General features: G+C 62.0%; 20 protein-coding genes and 1 tRNA gene. 10 read left to right on the top strand and 11 right to left on the bottom strand.

What is annotated here, in order from left to right; all coding sequences use genetic code 11:
• Positions 1–70: 70 nt before the first annotated feature.
• Complete coding sequence (locus tag ACGYLY_RS15875; protein WP_395283985.1) at positions 71–385, bottom strand: hypothetical protein; 315 nt, start codon at positions 383–385, stop codon at positions 71–73.
• A gap of 274 nt (positions 386–659) precedes the next feature.
• Positions 660–732 (bottom strand) — tRNA-Gln (locus ACGYLY_RS15880).
• A gap of 132 nt (positions 733–864) precedes the next feature.
• Here ACGYLY_RS15880 and ACGYLY_RS15885 point away from each other — a divergent pair.
• Positions 865–1,443, top strand: coding sequence for an IMP cyclohydrolase (locus tag ACGYLY_RS15885; RefSeq protein WP_395283984.1), 579 nt, complete (start codon positions 865–867; stop codon positions 1,441–1,443).
• 25 nt (positions 1,444–1,468) lie between these two features.
• Positions 1,469–2,128 carry a metallophosphoesterase family protein gene (locus ACGYLY_RS15890; RefSeq protein ID WP_395283983.1) on the top strand — a complete coding sequence of 220 codons (660 nt, stop codon included), beginning with the start codon at positions 1,469–1,471 and terminating at the stop codon, positions 2,126–2,128.
• A 104-nt stretch (positions 2,129–2,232) separates the two neighbouring features.
• Here ACGYLY_RS15890 and mdh read toward each other — a convergent pair whose 3' ends face one another.
• Together mdh and ACGYLY_RS15900 are read right to left on the bottom strand one after the other, a co-directional pair.
• A complete protein-coding gene (mdh, locus tag ACGYLY_RS15895) occupies positions 2,233–3,150 on the bottom strand; it encodes a malate dehydrogenase (protein WP_395283982.1) in 918 nt (305 codons plus the stop codon).
• Between the two features lie 129 nt (positions 3,151–3,279).
• The gene (locus ACGYLY_RS15900) at positions 3,280–3,960 is read right to left on the bottom strand and encodes a class I SAM-dependent methyltransferase (protein ID WP_395283981.1); all 681 of its coding nucleotides are present in this window, start codon (positions 3,958–3,960) and stop codon (positions 3,280–3,282) included.
• Positions 3,961–4,038: 78 nt separating this feature from the next.
• On the opposite strand from ACGYLY_RS15900, the gene ACGYLY_RS15905 reads away from it, so the two are divergent.
• From ACGYLY_RS15905 to ACGYLY_RS15915, 3 genes are all read left to right on the top strand, one after another.
• The gene (locus tag ACGYLY_RS15905; RefSeq protein WP_395283980.1) at positions 4,039–4,479 is read left to right on the top strand and encodes a DUF2391 family protein; all 441 of its coding nucleotides are present in this window, start codon (positions 4,039–4,041) and stop codon (positions 4,477–4,479) included.
• A gap of 48 nt (positions 4,480–4,527) precedes the next feature.
• On the top strand, positions 4,528–5,118 hold the full coding sequence (locus tag ACGYLY_RS15910; RefSeq protein ID WP_395283979.1) for a hypothetical protein: 591 nt from the start codon (positions 4,528–4,530) through the stop codon (positions 5,116–5,118).
• Positions 5,119–5,283: 165 nt separating this feature from the next.
• Positions 5,284–6,138, top strand: a complete 855-nt coding sequence (locus ACGYLY_RS15915) for a universal stress protein (RefSeq protein WP_395283978.1) — start codon at positions 5,284–5,286, stop codon at positions 6,136–6,138.
• Positions 6,139–6,151: 13 nt separating this feature from the next.
• Here the strand turns inward: ACGYLY_RS15915 and ACGYLY_RS15920 are convergent, their stop codons facing one another.
• Complete coding sequence (locus tag ACGYLY_RS15920; protein ID WP_395283977.1) at positions 6,152–7,135, bottom strand: A24 family peptidase C-terminal domain-containing protein; 984 nt, start codon at positions 7,133–7,135, stop codon at positions 6,152–6,154.
• 104 nt (positions 7,136–7,239) lie between these two features.
• Between ACGYLY_RS15920 and ACGYLY_RS15925 the strand changes: the two genes are divergently transcribed.
• Positions 7,240–7,830 (top strand): DUF3238 domain-containing protein, encoded by a 591-nt coding sequence (locus ACGYLY_RS15925; protein ID WP_395283976.1) that lies wholly within the window; start codon positions 7,240–7,242, stop codon positions 7,828–7,830.
• 80 nt (positions 7,831–7,910) lie between these two features.
• Here ACGYLY_RS15925 and fer read toward each other — a convergent pair whose 3' ends face one another.
• Together fer and ACGYLY_RS15935 are read right to left on the bottom strand one after the other, a co-directional pair.
• A complete protein-coding gene (gene fer / locus ACGYLY_RS15930) occupies positions 7,911–8,300 on the bottom strand; it encodes a ferredoxin Fer (RefSeq protein ID WP_231186187.1) in 390 nt (129 codons plus the stop codon).
• A gap of 100 nt (positions 8,301–8,400) precedes the next feature.
• Positions 8,401–9,588: an anion permease gene (locus ACGYLY_RS15935; protein ID WP_395283975.1), complete on the bottom strand. Its 1,188-nt coding sequence runs from the start codon at positions 9,586–9,588 to the stop codon at positions 8,401–8,403.
• A gap of 75 nt (positions 9,589–9,663) precedes the next feature.
• On the opposite strand from ACGYLY_RS15935, the gene hisA reads away from it, so the two are divergent.
• The gene (gene hisA, locus ACGYLY_RS15940) at positions 9,664–10,386 is read left to right on the top strand and encodes a 1-(5-phosphoribosyl)-5-[(5-phosphoribosylamino)methylideneamino]imidazole-4-carboxamide isomerase (RefSeq protein ID WP_395283974.1); all 723 of its coding nucleotides are present in this window, start codon (positions 9,664–9,666) and stop codon (positions 10,384–10,386) included.
• Here hisA and ACGYLY_RS15945 read toward each other — a convergent pair.
• Positions 10,383–10,559 (bottom strand): hypothetical protein, encoded by a 177-nt coding sequence (locus ACGYLY_RS15945; RefSeq protein WP_395283973.1) that lies wholly within the window; start codon positions 10,557–10,559, stop codon positions 10,383–10,385. The genes hisA and ACGYLY_RS15945 overlap by 4 nt on opposite strands.
• Before the next feature lie 116 nt (positions 10,560–10,675).
• Here ACGYLY_RS15945 and hisB point away from each other — a divergent pair, with 116 nt between their 5' ends.
• The gene (hisB, locus tag ACGYLY_RS15950; protein WP_395283972.1) at positions 10,676–11,263 is read left to right on the top strand and encodes an imidazoleglycerol-phosphate dehydratase HisB; all 588 of its coding nucleotides are present in this window, start codon (positions 10,676–10,678) and stop codon (positions 11,261–11,263) included.
• Between the two features lie 89 nt (positions 11,264–11,352).
• Here the strand turns inward: hisB and ACGYLY_RS15955 are convergent, their stop codons facing one another.
• Complete coding sequence (locus tag ACGYLY_RS15955; protein ID WP_395283971.1) at positions 11,353–12,108, bottom strand: class I SAM-dependent methyltransferase; 756 nt, start codon at positions 12,106–12,108, stop codon at positions 11,353–11,355.
• Between the two features lie 250 nt (positions 12,109–12,358).
• On the opposite strand from ACGYLY_RS15955, the gene ACGYLY_RS15960 reads away from it, so the two are divergent.
• Positions 12,359–12,862 carry an ACT domain-containing protein gene (locus ACGYLY_RS15960; RefSeq protein ID WP_231186181.1) on the top strand — a complete coding sequence of 168 codons (504 nt, stop codon included), beginning with the start codon at positions 12,359–12,361 and terminating at the stop codon, positions 12,860–12,862.
• 66 nt (positions 12,863–12,928) lie between these two features.
• Positions 12,929–13,576: an IMPACT family protein gene (locus ACGYLY_RS15965; protein ID WP_395283970.1), complete on the top strand. Its 648-nt coding sequence runs from the start codon at positions 12,929–12,931 to the stop codon at positions 13,574–13,576.
• 18 nt (positions 13,577–13,594) lie between these two features.
• Here the strand turns inward: ACGYLY_RS15965 and ACGYLY_RS15970 are convergent, their stop codons facing one another.
• Both ACGYLY_RS15970 and ACGYLY_RS15975 read right to left on the bottom strand, forming a co-directional pair.
• Complete coding sequence (locus ACGYLY_RS15970; RefSeq protein ID WP_395283969.1) at positions 13,595–14,782, bottom strand: anion permease; 1,188 nt, start codon at positions 14,780–14,782, stop codon at positions 13,595–13,597.
• Positions 14,783–14,841: 59 nt separating this feature from the next.
• Positions 14,842–15,531 carry a DUF5828 family protein gene (locus tag ACGYLY_RS15975; RefSeq protein ID WP_231186175.1) on the bottom strand — a complete coding sequence of 230 codons (690 nt, stop codon included), beginning with the start codon at positions 15,529–15,531 and terminating at the stop codon, positions 14,842–14,844.
• Positions 15,532–15,551: the final 20 nt, after the last annotated feature.

Below are 15,551 nucleotides of genomic sequence, written 5' to 3' on the forward strand. Positions count from 1 at the left end.
TCAGCGATGTACCATCTCACTACGACCGTCCGTTGCGGAGTATCCGTGCGAATCGTTGCGATCACGTATCTCAGTCGCCGGTCGGTTCGGCGGTCGGATTCACCCATTTCGCGGTCAGTGCCACCGCACGAAGCCACGGTCGGTCGTTTTCTTCGACGAACTGTACTACTTTGAGCATCATTCGGTGGGTGAGCAGTGGAGTGCCCATCGCGAGACCGATTCCTCCCAGCCATCCAACAACGAGCGACGGTGTATCGGTCTTCCCCGTCGTCATGAAGGCGACGAGTAGGAGGGATGCCAACGCGGCCAGTGTGCCAGCGACGATGAATGCGATCAGGACGAGGCCGACGTTTATTACAGTTTCTCGGATGTCTTCTTTTGACAATCTAAAATACAGTACTTTACGATGACTATTCCACATCCCTTACATATCCATGGAATGTAATGTTCATATATAAATTCATACTGACAATTATTGCGATTTATTTCTATAACGGGACGGGTAGTGAAGAGAATTGGTTTGAATACGAAAAACAATCCAAACTATTCATGAGCTTCATATCTCTCCTCTCCATATAAATAAACAAATATATGTCAGAAACATATAGGGGATGGGTATCGACACCCGAACCATCGAGACGACGCGAGAAAATTTCTGATAGTCCCACACGGATTCGAACCGCGGTCGTTGCCCCCAGAAGGCAACAGGATTGGCCACTACCCCATGGGACTCGAACTGCAAGATATCGTATTTCCCCCTCACTTGTAAGCGTTGCGCGTTTGCTCCGCGTGTGATACCGACTCTCATCACGTGTGCATGCACAAACCAGCACCTATTTCCGTCCTACTTACGCATGTTCGTGTATGTACATCGGACGTTTCATCGTCGTTGGTCCCGAAGTCGGTGCCTATCGAGTCTCCTCGCGGTCGTTCCCGGACCGAAAAGCGGTGGTTCACGGCGATACCGTGACCGTCGGCCCCACCGAGGACGCACCGGAGACTGACAACCCCTACATCGCGTACAACTGCGCCCGCGTCGTCGGCGGGACGGCGGTCATCGGCAACGGGTCGCAGGTGGACCCCATCGCCGAGAAGATCGAACTCGGCTACCCGGCGCGCGACGCCCTCGCCGAAAGCCTCCTCGCGCTCGATTACGAGAAGGACGACTACGACACGCCGCGAATCGCCGGTACCGTCGGCGAGGAGTCGTACATCGGTATCGTCCGTCGGGACGCTTTGTTGGTGAAAGAGATCACGGAACCGACGCTCGTGGCGACCTACGAGAAGGACACGCCGGAAACCTTCGACTTCGACGCCGCTGCGGCCGAAACCGCGGCGACGGAGGCCTACGAACTCGATTTCGAACACCCCGTCTGCGGGGTCGGCGTCGCGCGAACCGACGAAAACGGCGGTTTCTCCCTCGCGGTTGAGAACGGGAACTAAGGATCCGCCGAACGTATCGACCGACATGAAGGTCGGTATCATTTCGGACGTTCACTCGAATCGCGTCGCGTTGGATGCCGTTCTCGACGACATGCCGCCCGTCGAGGCACTCCTCTGTGCGGGCGACGTCGTCGGCTACAACCCGTGGCCGGGCGAGTGTGTCGACACCCTCCGCGACCGCGTTTCGGCGGGCGTGATGGGAAACCACGACCGGGCGGTCGTCACAGGAACCGCGTTTCGGTTCAACGGCATGGCCAAAGCGGGCGTCAAATACGCCCGCGACGAACTGAACGACCTCCAGATGGACTGGCTTTCTCACCGCCCCGACTCGCGCCGCGCCTGCGACCGGCGGATCAGAATCGTTCACGGCCATCCCGACGACCCCGACCACTACACCTACCCCGATGAGTTCGACGCCGACATGCTCGGCGACGAGGAAGTCCTCGTCATGGGTCACACGCACGTTCAACACCACGAAACGTACGACGACGGCGTCGTGATGAACCCCGGTAGCGTCGGCCAACCGCGTGACGGCGACCCGCGTGCCGCCTACGCGATTCTGGACCTCGACAAGTTGCGCGTCGAGGAACGCCGCGTCGAGTACGACGTCGAGGCGGTACAGGAGGCGGTTCGGGAAGCCGGATTGCCCGACAAAATCGGCATGCGGTTGGCGAAAGGACGGTAAGGTAGTCCGGCGTTCGGGACGAAACGGCACGTCGAGGATGGCCGTGGCTCACCACGAACATCGACTCGAAAAAAGGATAAACTCGAAATCGCTCGTGAACGCGCTTACTCTATCTTCTCGTACTGCTCCGCGAGTTTGTCCGCCGCTTCGCCGAGCTGTTCGCGCTCGAACTCGGTGAGGTTCCACTCGACGACTTCCTCGACGCCGTTCGCGCCGAGTTTGATGGGGACGCCGAGCGCGACGCCTTCGTGTCCGTACTCGCCTTCGAGTTTGATGGAACCGGGGAGCACTTCGCCCGTGTCGCGGATGACGGCTTCGACCATGTGGCCGACGCCCGTCGCCGGACCCCACTGGGTCGCGCCCTTCTTCTCGATGACGTTCATCGCGCTCTCTTTGAGTTCGCCGAGGATTTCCTCCTTCTCGTCGTCCGAGAACTCGGGATCCGCGCCGTCGATGCGAACCTTGGAGAAGACGGGAACCTGCGCGTCGCCGTGTTCGCCCATGATGGTCGCTTCGACGTTCTGGACCGGCGCGTCGAAGCGCTGGCTCAGGACGTAGCGGAATCGCGCGCTATCGAGACGGCCACCGAAGCCGATGACTTTCTCCCGCGCTCGGTCACCCGTCTCGTACAGGTGGCGGTTGAGGAGGTCCACGGGGTTCGACGTCGTGATGGTGACGAAGTCATCGTCGTTGTGCTCGGCGATGGAGGAGCCGATGTCCTCCATGATGGGCGCGTTGTCGCCCGCGAGGTCGATACGCGTCTGTCCCGGTTGACGCGGGATTCCGGCGGTGATGACGACGACGTCGGACCCGGCGGTGTCCTCGTAGGTCCCCTGTCGAACGACCGTGTTGGAGTCGTAGGCGGCCCCGTGGTTCACGTCCGCGGCCTGCCCGACGGTCTTGTCTTCCATGTCCGGTATGTCAACGAGAACGAGTTCGTCCGCGACATCACGCAGTGCGATGTTGTAGCCTGCGGCGGCCCCGACAGTGCCTGCCGCGCCGACTACGCTTACTTTCACCATGTCACCTACAAAACGCCCTGCTGTTTGGTTAAATCCTCCGGTAGCGCGTGCTATTGCCCGGCTGGGTCTCATCGACTGTCTCCCTCGAAACCGACAGTTTGTCGTCCTGCTCCACCCGAAACGAAGGGGTTACGGCGCGACCCCGACGGTCAATAGCGTGCCGAACTCGCGGTATCGTTCGACCATCGCCTCGCGCGTCTCCCAGCTTTCGGTCGGAAACTCCCTTTCATCGGGAATCCCGATTTCCCTGTCGGGAACGTTGTCCTGTTCTGCGACGTACAACCCCGCCTCGCGAAACGCCGCACGGTATTCCTCGCCGCTCCAGCGCGTCATCTCGACGGAAATCGAGTCCTGCCACGCGTGGGAATGGACGTTCTCCTCGTAGTAGTTCACCGCACAGAAGAACGTGCCGCCGGGTCGGAGAATCCGCCGGACCTCCCGAAGCGTCTCGTGCGGGTCGTTCGCGTAGTAAAACGCCTCCATCGTGAACACGTGGTCGACGCTGTCGTCCGCGAACGGCAGGTGGTCGAAATCGCCGACGAGATACGAGACGCTCGAATCGTCGGTGTATCCTTGCGCGTTTCGTGCCATTTCGGGCGACCCGTCGAGTCCGTACACGCGTCCCGCGTTCTTCGTATCGCGCAGTGCCCGTCCGGCATACCCGCTTCCGCATCCCAAATCGAGTACCGTGTCGCCCGCTTCCACCGGTATCCGGGCGAGGACGTGTTTTGCCGTGTGCCAGTGTCGGTCTTCCATTCCCTTGTCGCGGCCGTCCGCCGCCCAATCGTCGAACTCCTCGCGAACGCTCATGCACGAGGAAACGACCGTCCCCGACAAAACGCGTTCGGAACGCACAGGGCTTTATTTCTCGACTCCCTTTCGGTGGACATGGTCGGTTCGAGAAAACGATTCGCCGTCGCCGATACGGCCCAACAGATCCTCGGCGGGTTCCTCCTCGCTGGCCCGTTCGTCGTCACGGAGGAGGTCTGGACGGTCGCGGGAACGATGTCCGCGGTTCACGTGCTCGCGACGGTCTGTCTCGTCTTCGGAATCGGATACGGCGCGCTCTACAAGGCGGACCACGACCGCAACCCCGACCGCGAGGCGGACGTGGCCGGGGTCCCGACGCGCTTCATCTCGCTCATGCTGGTCTCGTTCGGGTCGGTCGCCATCCTCGCCGTGGTGTTCGCCGCGCCCGAGACGTTCCTTCACGACGGTCTGTTCGACGGCCACACGTCGACGCAGGTGCTATTCACGACGGCGAAGGCCGTCAGCGTCGGGTCGGTTTTCAGCGTCGTCGGCGCGGCGACCGCCGACTCGGTGTTCTGACCCGCGTTCCCGCATATTTTAAGTCGCTTCCGCTAGTTACCGGATGATATGGATTACCAACTCGATATAGAGGGCACGCCGAACTCGATACCGGGCGGCACCGGCGTCCTCCTTTTACACCCGAGCACCGGAGAAACCGACCGAATCGACACCGACTTTCTGAAGATTGACACCGACCGCTTCCTCGTCATTTCGACGCGAACCACGGCCCGCGAGGTAAAACAGAAACTCGACCACTACGACGTTGACGAGGGAAAAGCCGACATCCTCGACACGCTGAGCATCGAACGCGGCTACTCCCGACGAAGCACGAACGACGTTCACTACGTCTCCGCTCCCGACGACCTCGAAGGCATCCTTTCCGTCACCGAGAAGTTCCTGAGCACGACCGAGGGCAAGCGCCGCATCAGTTTCGACTCCATCACCGAGATGGCCTACTACGCCGACGAACAGCGAGTTTACCGGACGGTCGAGGAAGTTCTCGACCTCCTCGAAGAACACGATGCGGTCGGACTGTTCCACCTCTCGAAGGGCGTCCACGACGAGGTACAGATAGAACGCTTCCTCGGTCTGTTCGACGCCGTCGTCGATTTGGACCGCGACGGCAACGTCGATACCGATTTCTCGAAGCTAGCGTAGTTCGTTGCGTTCAGCGACGCCTGCGGAGGGCATCCTATCTCCACCCGAAACGGTACCCTTCTCGACGGCCTCCGCGTGAGACGATTCTTAGTCATCGACTGCTGACAGGACAACAACCTCACGGAGAGCTAACGCTTTTGCTGACGGCACCCGTATCTCTCGAAAATGGGGGGAACGAGTGAATATCGTATCGCCGTCGCGGTGGCCGACCCCGCGAACGCCGCGCAGTTGACCCGAACCGCGGTCGATGTCGCACGCGAACGGGACGGCGACGTCCTCGTCCTGCGGGTTCTCGTGACCGAGCGACAGTCGCCGTTCGCACTGTACACCGACGAGGTCATCATCCGCGAGTTCGGCGGGGAACATCAGGAAATCCTCGACCGGGTGGTCGAAACCGCACAGGGGGCGGTTCCCGTGAGCGGCCAGTTGCTCGTCTCCCACGACGTCGCCCGCGCCCTCACTGACGCCGTCGTGGAGTTCGACTGCGACGCGCTCGTCGTGGGTTGGCAAGCGCGCGAACGGCCGAGCGAAATCGTCCTCGGGAGCAATATCGACCGCATCGTGGCCCGCGCGCCGTGCGACGTCCTCGTAGAAAAAATCGGCCCGGCCGACGCCGTGGGCTCCATTCTCGTGCCGGTCGCCGAGGGACCGCACGCCGAACTCGCGGCGGACGTCGCCCGTGCAATCGCGCTCCAGAACGATGCGGAAATCAACCTCCTCCGTGTCGGGGAAGACGACCCTCCGTCCGACCGCTTGCTCGCCAGCATCGCGGCCCGAGTCGCACCCGTTCCAGCCGAACGTGAGGTTCGAAGCGGGTCCGTCACCGAGACCGTCGTCGAACGAGCGTCGGAACACGACATCACCGTCCTCGGTTCGACTCGGCAGGGTATGTTGCGGCGGCAACTCGTCGGGTCGGTCCCACAGGCGGTCGGACGGCGTGCTGACACCACGGTCATCATCACTCGCCGGGAGGTCGGTATCCGACCGCGACTCACTCGGTTGGTTCGGGAAAGGCTGTGAACGCGGGCGAAAATCAGATGGTCGCCAGTCCGAGCGCGGCGAGCACTCCCGAGAGCAGGTCGCCGTAGCCGACCGCGATGACCATCCCGAGGAACATCGGGACGATGAACGGAATTCCGGGCGACACCCACACTTCGTTCTTCGTCGCCAGCACCTCCAATCCCTCGCGGAGTTGCGTCGGCGTCGTCCCGTAGGCCCCGTGGTCGATACTATCGAGGAACTCGGCGGCACCCCACGGGTCCTCGTAGCCCGCCACCTCGGCACCCGGTTTCCGTTCGACGACCGTTCCGCCGTCCGTGACCATTCCGTCCGTCGGCGGGTTCGGCGTCGCGGGCAGACTTGCCGGGTCGCGCAGCTCGTTGGCCCGTTCCCGAACCTCGGCCATCGTCGTGCCACGCCACCTCAGGTACATTCGAAGCGCGTCCAAATCCACCCCGTTGCGCGTCACCCGGTCGGGCGTTTCGAGCAGTCGGCCGTGTGCCGTCGCCACTTCCTTCCAGTCCACGACTCGCCCGACGAACATCACCGACGAAATCCGACCGTCGATGAGATTCCGCACCAGTAGTGCCGCGGGGTAAAGCGCTCCGAGCAGCACGGTGTTGGTCAGGACGGTCAGCGAAAACACACCTAAAACCGTTCCCTGCGCGGGAAACATCACATCACCCAAGTGGTACGTCGGATAGATCGGGAACAGGAGGGCGATGACGAGAAACGCCTTCGCATCCGCGCCGCCGAACGCCCGGAACCACCAGAAGGCGACGACAAGCGGCGCGACGAACCCGAGACTCACAGCGACGTGAAAGAGGAACAACTTGCGTTGAAGCGGCGGTGCCCCCATCGCGGTCACGCCGTCCCACACCAGCAACACGATGGCCAGTGCGGTCAGCGGATACCACGTCTCGTTGGGTACTCGCCGAGTCTTCACGTCACGCCACGCGGCCCATCCAAACACGGGCAGGGCGAGTAGTCGGAGGAGATCGGGAATCGAAGTGTGCACCAAACGGTAGGCCTCGGTGAGATGTTTTAGCTGTTGCGATATACGTGATAGAATTTGGACGTTTCCCATCAATTTTATTTTCATCCGATGTGTTCGAACCGGCGATGAGCGCACAGGAAGTCGCCCTCGTGAAGATACGTGCGGCCACGTTCATCCCCTCGACGTGGCTTTCACGTCCGAGCGACGGCGACGAAACGCTCGAATACAGGGGTGACGACCGAGGCTTTACGCCCCACGCGGTCAACACGGGTCGCAGTCGCGTCGAACAGGAAGCCGTCGTCGATTTTACCGACGAAAGCCTCCGCTCGTACGCCGACACCGGCACGTCGGTCGAACGAATCACACACTCGGACGGGACCCGAGAACTCCGCAGCGGGAAAGCTTCGACCGACGGAATCACCTGTACCGAACCGCTCTGGCACGACGAGTACGTCGAATTCGACATGCACGCGAGCGCGAGCAACCCGCTATCGCCGCACGCGGACCCCGTGGACTTCCACCTCGAAGTCGCCGTTTGGCGCGACGGAGCGGTGTGCGTCCACGGACGACACGACGGGTTTCCGTGCTTCGAGTTCTACACGCAGACGGATTTCGGGGAGTTCCGCCCGCTGTATCGCCACGATTTCCGCGAAACCGGGGATGAACCGCTCGCGCTGGCTGGACCGATGGAGTACGAGTTCGAACGAAGCCTCTGAGTTTTCGGCTACGGGAACACTCCGGGAACGCTTCGCTCCTCGACGTGTCGAAACCCCCGAAAAAGTCCCCCCGATTCGGTTTATATGACGCGGTTCTGCAGGTAGTCGAGGTGCTTGGCGTTGTAGACTATTTTGACCTCGTCCGTCGCCGCGCTACCGATGCAGGTGAGTCGGACGTTCTTGTCGTCCACTTCCTCGTCGCTGAGAATCTGCTGCATGTCCATGTCGATTTCGCCTTCCTTGACGATGGCTGCGCAGTTCGCACAGGCACCGGCACGGCACGAGAAGGGCCAGTCGTAGCCCTGTGCCTCGGCGGCTTCGAGGATGTACTCGCCTTCGTTGACGTCGAGCGAGCCGTAATCTTCGCTGTCGAAACCGGCGTCTTCGGCCTTCTCGAACAGGTCGTCGTCGTTAATATCCCAGCCCTGGTCGTCCAGCACTTCGTAATTGAGGTATTCTACGGTAGGCATCAATCGAGGGTTCGTCCGCAGGATGGTTAGTAGTTGTTGTTTCGTCCGTCCGTAGTGATAAATCAGTAATGATTCGACCGATTTCCCGAACTCCACGCAATCAGGCTGGAGAAAGTGGGACGAACGCGAAGAGGAGATACGACGCAAGGGCGGAGATCGAGGGTGTCAGAATCCAGAGAACGATGACGCGACCCGTGGTCGAGGGGTCGAACAGGTCCCGCGCTTTGAGCGTCTTGGGTTCCTCCTCGCCGATTTTCGCCACCTCCTCTTGCTCCTCGGGGAGGACGTTGACCGCCATCTCCGAGCGCTTTTCCCCATCGTCGCCGCGAACGGCGGCCGCGGCCGCATCGGAGATTCGAACAGTCCGGGTCGCCCGCCCCCATCCGAGTCCGACGATGCACATCGTCGCGCTCACCGCGAGACTGGCGGGGATACCGAGCAGGGAGAGGAACGTGATGAGGCTCGCGCTGACGACTTCGACGATGAGTGCCGCCAGTAGCGGCAAGTCGGTCAGGTCGTTCCCGACGGTATCGAGCGTCCGACGAGCGATGGTGAACGCACCGACCGCGATCGCCCCTCCCGCCAACAGAACGCCTTGACTCCCGCTGATATCGCCGCTCCCGACGAGGGGCGCCACCGCGTTCGCGACGTTGCTCGCACCCGCGGAGAAGGCCATGTAACAGCCGATTCCGACGACGAGGAACGTCACCGTGACTTCCTTCGCCGTCGCGTTCGCGGAGACGGTCGGATACGGTACCGAGCCGACGCGATTAAATTCGAACAGCGGTCCCTTCGACTGTTCGAGGTGGAACCACACGTCAAGATACGGGTAGAGGTAGCGTCCGACGACGGCACAAATCCAGAACGCGGTGATGGGTGCGAGAAGCCACGCGGAAACGATTTCGAACATGACGCCTTCGTCGAGCGTTCCGGTCGCTGCGCCCAGTCCCGCGATCGCCCCGACGGCGGTCATCGAGGTGGACGCGGGCACGCCGAAGAGGTTCGAGATGAGGAGTGCCAACCCGACGAAGAAGAGGACGCCGACGCTGGCGGCGAGCGTGAACTGCGAACTGGGGACGATCTCCCCGCCCATCGTCTTGATGACGTTCCGACCGACCGTCCAGCCGCCGAGGAGCGCGAAGGCCGTCATCAACCCGGCCGCACCGCCCTTCGAGACGGTTTTACTTCCCACCGCGGGGCCGAACGCGACACCGGTCGAAGAACCGCCGATATTGAAACCAACAAATGCTGCAACCGCCAGTCCGACGAGGAGCAAAATTTCGACCATACAGATACATTCGTCTGAACGTCTTAAACGGTACCGACTCGTTGGGTTTAGACACTCCCCCGTCTAAAGCAGGGTATGTTCCCGACGTTCGAAGTCGTCCCGGCGGTGGATATGCAAGACGGTGAAGTCGTCCAACTCGTTCAGGGGGAAAAAGGCACGGAAACGACATACGGCGATCCGGTCGATGCCGCAGAAGAGTGGGTCGAAGACGGCGCGGAAACGCTCCATCTCGTCGACTTGGACGGCGCGTTCGAAGGCGAACGCAAGAACGCCGCGACCGTCGAAGCGATTTTGGATGCGGTCGATGTCGATGTCCAACTCGGCGGCGGAATTCGAACCGCTGACGATGCAATCGACCTCCTCTCGCTGGGGGTGGACCGCGTCATACTCGGCACTGCCGCGATAGAGAACCCGGAAATCGTCGCGAAAATCAGCGAGGAGCATCCCGGCTCGGTCATGGTGAGTCTCGACGCGAAGGACGGCGAAGTCCTCGTTTCGGGGTGGACGGAATCGACGGGACTTGACCCGGCGGAAGCCGCGACGCGATACGAGAAGCTCGGCGCTGGCGCTATCCTGTTCACCGACGTCGACGTGGAAGGGCGAATGGAGGGCGTTCAGACGGGTCCCGTTCGGCGTGTCGCCGAGGCCGTCGGAATTCCGGTCGTGGCGAGCGGCGGGGTCGCATCCGTGGAGGACGTTCGAACGCTCCGTGATGCGGGCGCGAGCGCTGTGGTCGTCGGCAGCGCGCTGTATCAGGGGGCATTCACCCTCGCCGAAGCGGCGGACGCGCTCGACTAGCGGGTCTGTCCGGCGATGTGATTGAGGAAGTCCGGCGAATCGCCGAGGCGCGGCTCCACCATGACGTAGGCTCCGAAGGTAGCCATCGGTGCCCCGATGAACAAGCCCGGAACCGTCCCACAGAGGAGTGCCCCGATGACGACCAGCAGGACGCTGAGCATATCTCGTTTCAACACATGTTCTCTTTGGGGCGGGGGATAAATATAACTGCGTCAGACATATGTCGAGAATCTCGAACAAATTTTCCCCTGAACGGAACCACCTTGTATCTCCGCCCGAACTACTGGGTATGAGCGACCGAACCGCCGCCGTGACTCGCGAGACGGCGGAGACGACCATCGAGGTGACGCTCGACGTGGACGGCGACGGCGAGTCCACCGTCGAGACGGGTATCGGCTTCTTCGACCACATGCTGGACAGCTTCGCCCGTCACGGCCTGTTCGACCTGACGGTCCGCGCCGACGGCGACCTGCACATCGACGACCACCACACCGTCGAGGACGTCGCCATCACCCTCGGCGAGGCGTTCGACGAGGCCCTCGGCGACCGCCGGGCAATCCACCGATTCGCCGACCGAAAGGTCCCGCTGGACGAGGCCGTCGGCGACATCGTCGTGGACGTGAGCGGCCGCCCGCTCTTCCGGTTCGAGGGCGAGTTCTCACAGGAGCGCGTCGGCGACATGACCAGCCACATGGCGAAACACTTCCTCCGCTCGCTAGCGATGAACGCCGGATTGACGCTTCACGCGGGCGTCGTCGGCGAGAACGCCCACCACGAAATCGAGGCGCTGTTCAAGGCCACCGCGCGAGCGATGGACGACGCGACACAGATCGACGAGCGGCGGAGCGACGTGGCGAGTACGAAAGAGAGTTTATAACTTCGACGGGGAATCGAACCGATGTCGCCGTCGTTCCCGCGATTTACGCTCCCTCGAAAGCGGTTCTCCTCCGTCGAATCCCGTTCGATCTATTTCACCAGTTCCCAGACCTGAACGCCGTCTCCGTCCGTGAGCGACTCCCCGTCGAACCCGCCCGAAACCGACCATCGGTCGAACGGGGAGTGGCGTGCGAGCAACTCGACCTGTTGTGGCGGGAGATGTGAGAGGACGAACTCGTCGCGGGTCAGGACGTCACCGTCCGAGTCTACGAGTTCCTGTTCCGCACGGTAGGTCTGCTTCACTTGGTCCTCGATGGTTGCTCGGGACCGTCCTCTCAGTTGTCTCCCTTCGTACTCCACTTCTCGGACCGATTGCCACTCGCCGAACGATTCGGCGATAGTGTCGTACCGCGGAACGTACACGTCGAACAGGAGGTGGCCGCCGGAATCGAGGACGCCGTAAAGGGCTTCAAGCGCCGCGAGTTGGTCGTCGACTCCGCGAAGATTACAGAACGAGTTGTAGGGGACTATTGCCAGCGAGTAGGTCCTCTCGGCGCCGATTGACCGAAGGTCGGCTTCCCAAACCGTCGGTTCCATGTCCTCGGTAGCGGCCTTTTCGCGGAGGATGTCCAGCATCGCGGGTGAGACGTCGAATCCGTCAGCATCGACACCTCGACGGAGGAGTTCGAGGTAAAGCCGTCCCGTGCCACACGCGCCTTCCAGCACTGGCCCGTCCGCACCCATCGCCGCTTCGAGATAGAACGATTCGTCGCCGATATCACCGTACTCGTGAGACGCGTCGTAAAAGGCCGCTACCTCGTCCGAAAACCGATTGGCATCGTTCATATCCGTCGTCACTCCGTTCGTGTCAAAAATACCCCGGATGTATTCTCTAGCACCGAGCGGTCCCGACCACCGTTCCGTCGGCGTCGAGTTCCTCTCCGAACTCGACCGTGAGGTGTTCCGTCTCGACGACACCAGCTTCCAAACGACGTGTCGTTCCATGGTTTTGCGTTGCCGAATGGCGTGATGAACCCTCTCGTCCCGAGACGAACCCCAACAGGACTAAACCGTCGGGTGCGTCTATCCGACAAGGATGTTCGACAGAATCATGCAGAAGTTCGAGGGTAGTCCGAGCCAACAACAGGTCATCAGACTCCTGCTCGAACGCGGGTTTTCGGTTAGCGACGAGGGGCGCGTTGTTTCGGGCGGTATCGAGATTCCCAACACGCAGATCGCACGCGAAATCGGCGTGGACCGCCGCGTCGTCGACTCCACCACCGACGCGATTCTGAAGGACGAGGAGTTGCGCCGCATCTTCCAGAACATCTCCTCGATTCCGAGCCTGATGGACTTGGCTCCCGTTCTCGATTTGTCCGTCCTGACCGTCGAAGTGCGCGACGCCGACGTTCCGGGCATCGTGGCGACCGTCACGTCGCTGCTCGCCGACAACGACATCTCCATCCGACAGACCATCAGTGAGGACCCCGAGTTCACCGACGACCCGGTCCTCTATCTCGTCACGGATGAGGACATTCCGGGCGACATCCTCAACGAACTGAAGAACTTGGAGTTCGTCCACCGCATCCAAATCAGCTGAGCCTTCCTCGTTTTCCCGTCGCGGGGAATCCACGCCTTTTCGGTGCTGCCCATCGAATTCCGACCAATGGGTGGCACGACGTATCGAACCGTGGCCGGTCGAGGCGAGTCGGCGTTCGAAGTTCGGGGTTCGGAGTTCATCGGCTATGTCGCGCCCGTGGACGGCGTCGAAGCGGCCGAATCGTTCATCGAAGAAGTCCGGGATCTGCACGCGGATGCGACCCACAACGTGCCCGCCTACCGCGTTCAAGATGAACGAACTGCCGCCACCGAGGAGGGCGCCGACGTCGCTGGCTTCGTCCGCGAGTGGTCGAGCGACGACGGCGAACCGACGAGCAGCGCGGGAAAGCCCGCCTTGAACGTCCTCCAGCAGCGCGACGTCGAGAACGTCGTCGCCGTCGTCACGCGCTACTACGGCGGAACCAATCTCGGCGTCGGCGGCCTGGTTCGAGCGTACTCCCGCGCGGTTACGGAAGCCGTGGACGAGGCCGGTGTCGTCGAGGAACGACCACATCAGCGCCTCGCCATCGCCGTCGAGTACGACGATTCGGGGACCGTCCGGGGAATTTTGGAGAGCGAAGGCGTCGAGTTCGACGCCGAGTACGGGGAACGCGTCGACTTTTCGGTTCGCGTTCCGGTCGAGGAGAGCGACGCGCTGTGTGACCGACTTCGAAGCGCGACGAGCGGCCGGGCCGACATCGAAGCCGTGGCGTGATTCCGATTCTGGCGTGTCTCAGAAAACGGCTTCAACGGCGCTGAACGCGCCGTAGGCCACGCCGAGCGCGAGCGCCAGCGAGAGTATCCACGCGAGGACGGTGTAGAGCATCTTCTTTCCGCTGACGCCGCCGCCGCTCGCGGCGTAGCCACTGCCGATGATCGTACTCACGATGATTTCGTTGAACGAGACGGGAATGCCGAAGAAGACGGCGCTTTGTGCGATGGCGAACGCCGGGATCAGCGCGGCGATGGACCGGCGCGGCCCGAGCGCCGAGTAGTCCTGAGCGAGCGCCTTTATCATCCGCGGTGCCCCCGTCCACGACCCGGCGAGCAGGCCCAGTCCGCCGCCGACGAGGACCGGCACCAGGGGAATGGAGTACGGGTCCAACAGCGGGAGGAGCGGCCCGATCGCCAGTCCGACCTGACTGCCGCCGGCGGAGAACGCCACGAGGCCGCCGAGCACGAGCAGGAATCGACGCTGACCGCGATTCATGTTCGTGTCGAGTTCGCGCCTGAGCGCGAAGCCGACCAGTCCGGCGAGGACGAGCGACGCGAGAACGACGTCGAGATCGAATCCGGCGACGGCGGGGAGTGACAGGTGACTTGCGATGCTCTGTGCGATGGACGCGCTTTCGCCGGGCGGTCCGAGGAAGACGAAGCCGACGTTGGCGATGATGATGCCGACGAGCGCGCCGAGGAGTGGAATCGACGTCCGTTCCGCCACGTCCTCTCGGCGGAGTATCCGTGCCGTCGCGTATGCGATTCCTCCCCCGACGAAGGGGGTGAGTATCCAGAGGCTGACGATCTGTTGGTATTTCGGCCACGCGGGGGTCCCGCCGAGCGCCAACCCGACGCCGACGATTGCACCCGTCACGGTGAAGGCGGTGGCGATGGGATACCCGGTGAACACGCCGATCGCGACCAGTAGCGCGGCCGTGAGCAGCCCCGTCGTCGCGGCGAGTGGCGAAAGCTGGACGCCGTGAATCAGCTCCCGACCCACCGCTTCCGAGACGTTCGCCCCCTGAAGTGTCGCTCCCAGAAAGCCGAGAATACCGACGAGAAACCCCGCACGCATCACCGAAAGTGCATTCGCACCGACCGCCGGGGCGAACGGCGTCGAACCGCTCGACCCCGCGCCGATGGCCCACGCCATGAACAGACTCGCGACCCCGGCGATAACCACCGTCAGTAACCCTCCAGCCATATCTATCCGCTATATCGTCTCACGCTAATAGTGTACCGACTCGAAATTCAAACAATCAATCAGGTTCTGTCCGCCCGCGGCCCGCCGCTTTTCTTCGGCGGTTCGACGCCCTCCGCCGCTTCGACGGTCTCGGTTTCCTTCTCGGTTTCGACGTGCCAGCGGTCGATTTCGTCCTCGTAGGACGTCAGCGACTCCGATACCGAGTCCTTCAGGTCGTCGTCGTTGACGTTTACTTCGAAGATGAATCCCTCTTCTCCGTCCTCCATCCGACTCGTCTGCTGGATGTTCGCGCTGACGAGTTCGTTGTCGAAGTAGTACGGCGCGAGTTGCGTCATCACCTTCTGGTACACCGTGTCCTCGACCCTTCGGATGGCCTTTCGTCCCGCCGAATCGGCGGCCCGAGCGACGTAGTTCACCGAGTCCTGCCACCTGTCTACGGCACCTTCGGTGTCGTCATCTTCCAATTTCTCGTACGATTCGGTCAGTTTTTCTCCCGCCGTTCGGAGGTCGTCGTCGGGGGATTCGCCCGCTTGCTCGCCTTTCCCTTCGCTGACGTGGGCCTGTTCGGCCGTCTTCTCGGCCACGTCCTCGCCGAGTCGTTCGTGAGCCTTCGGCCGCCACTCGTTCCATTCGGTGAACGCATCGCCCGACGCGTCCGCCTCGCGGAGGGCTTGCGTGATTCGCTCCCCGTGTTCGACGATATCCCCCCAGCTACCTCGGAGTTTGAAGCCAGAGATGCTCTCTTCCATTCGATTGCTCGTTTGTAAGT

The sequence above is a fragment of the Haladaptatus sp. CMAA 1909 genome (assembly GCF_043952005.1).
Taxonomy (GTDB): Archaea; Halobacteriota; Halobacteria; order Halobacteriales; family Haladaptataceae; genus Haladaptatus.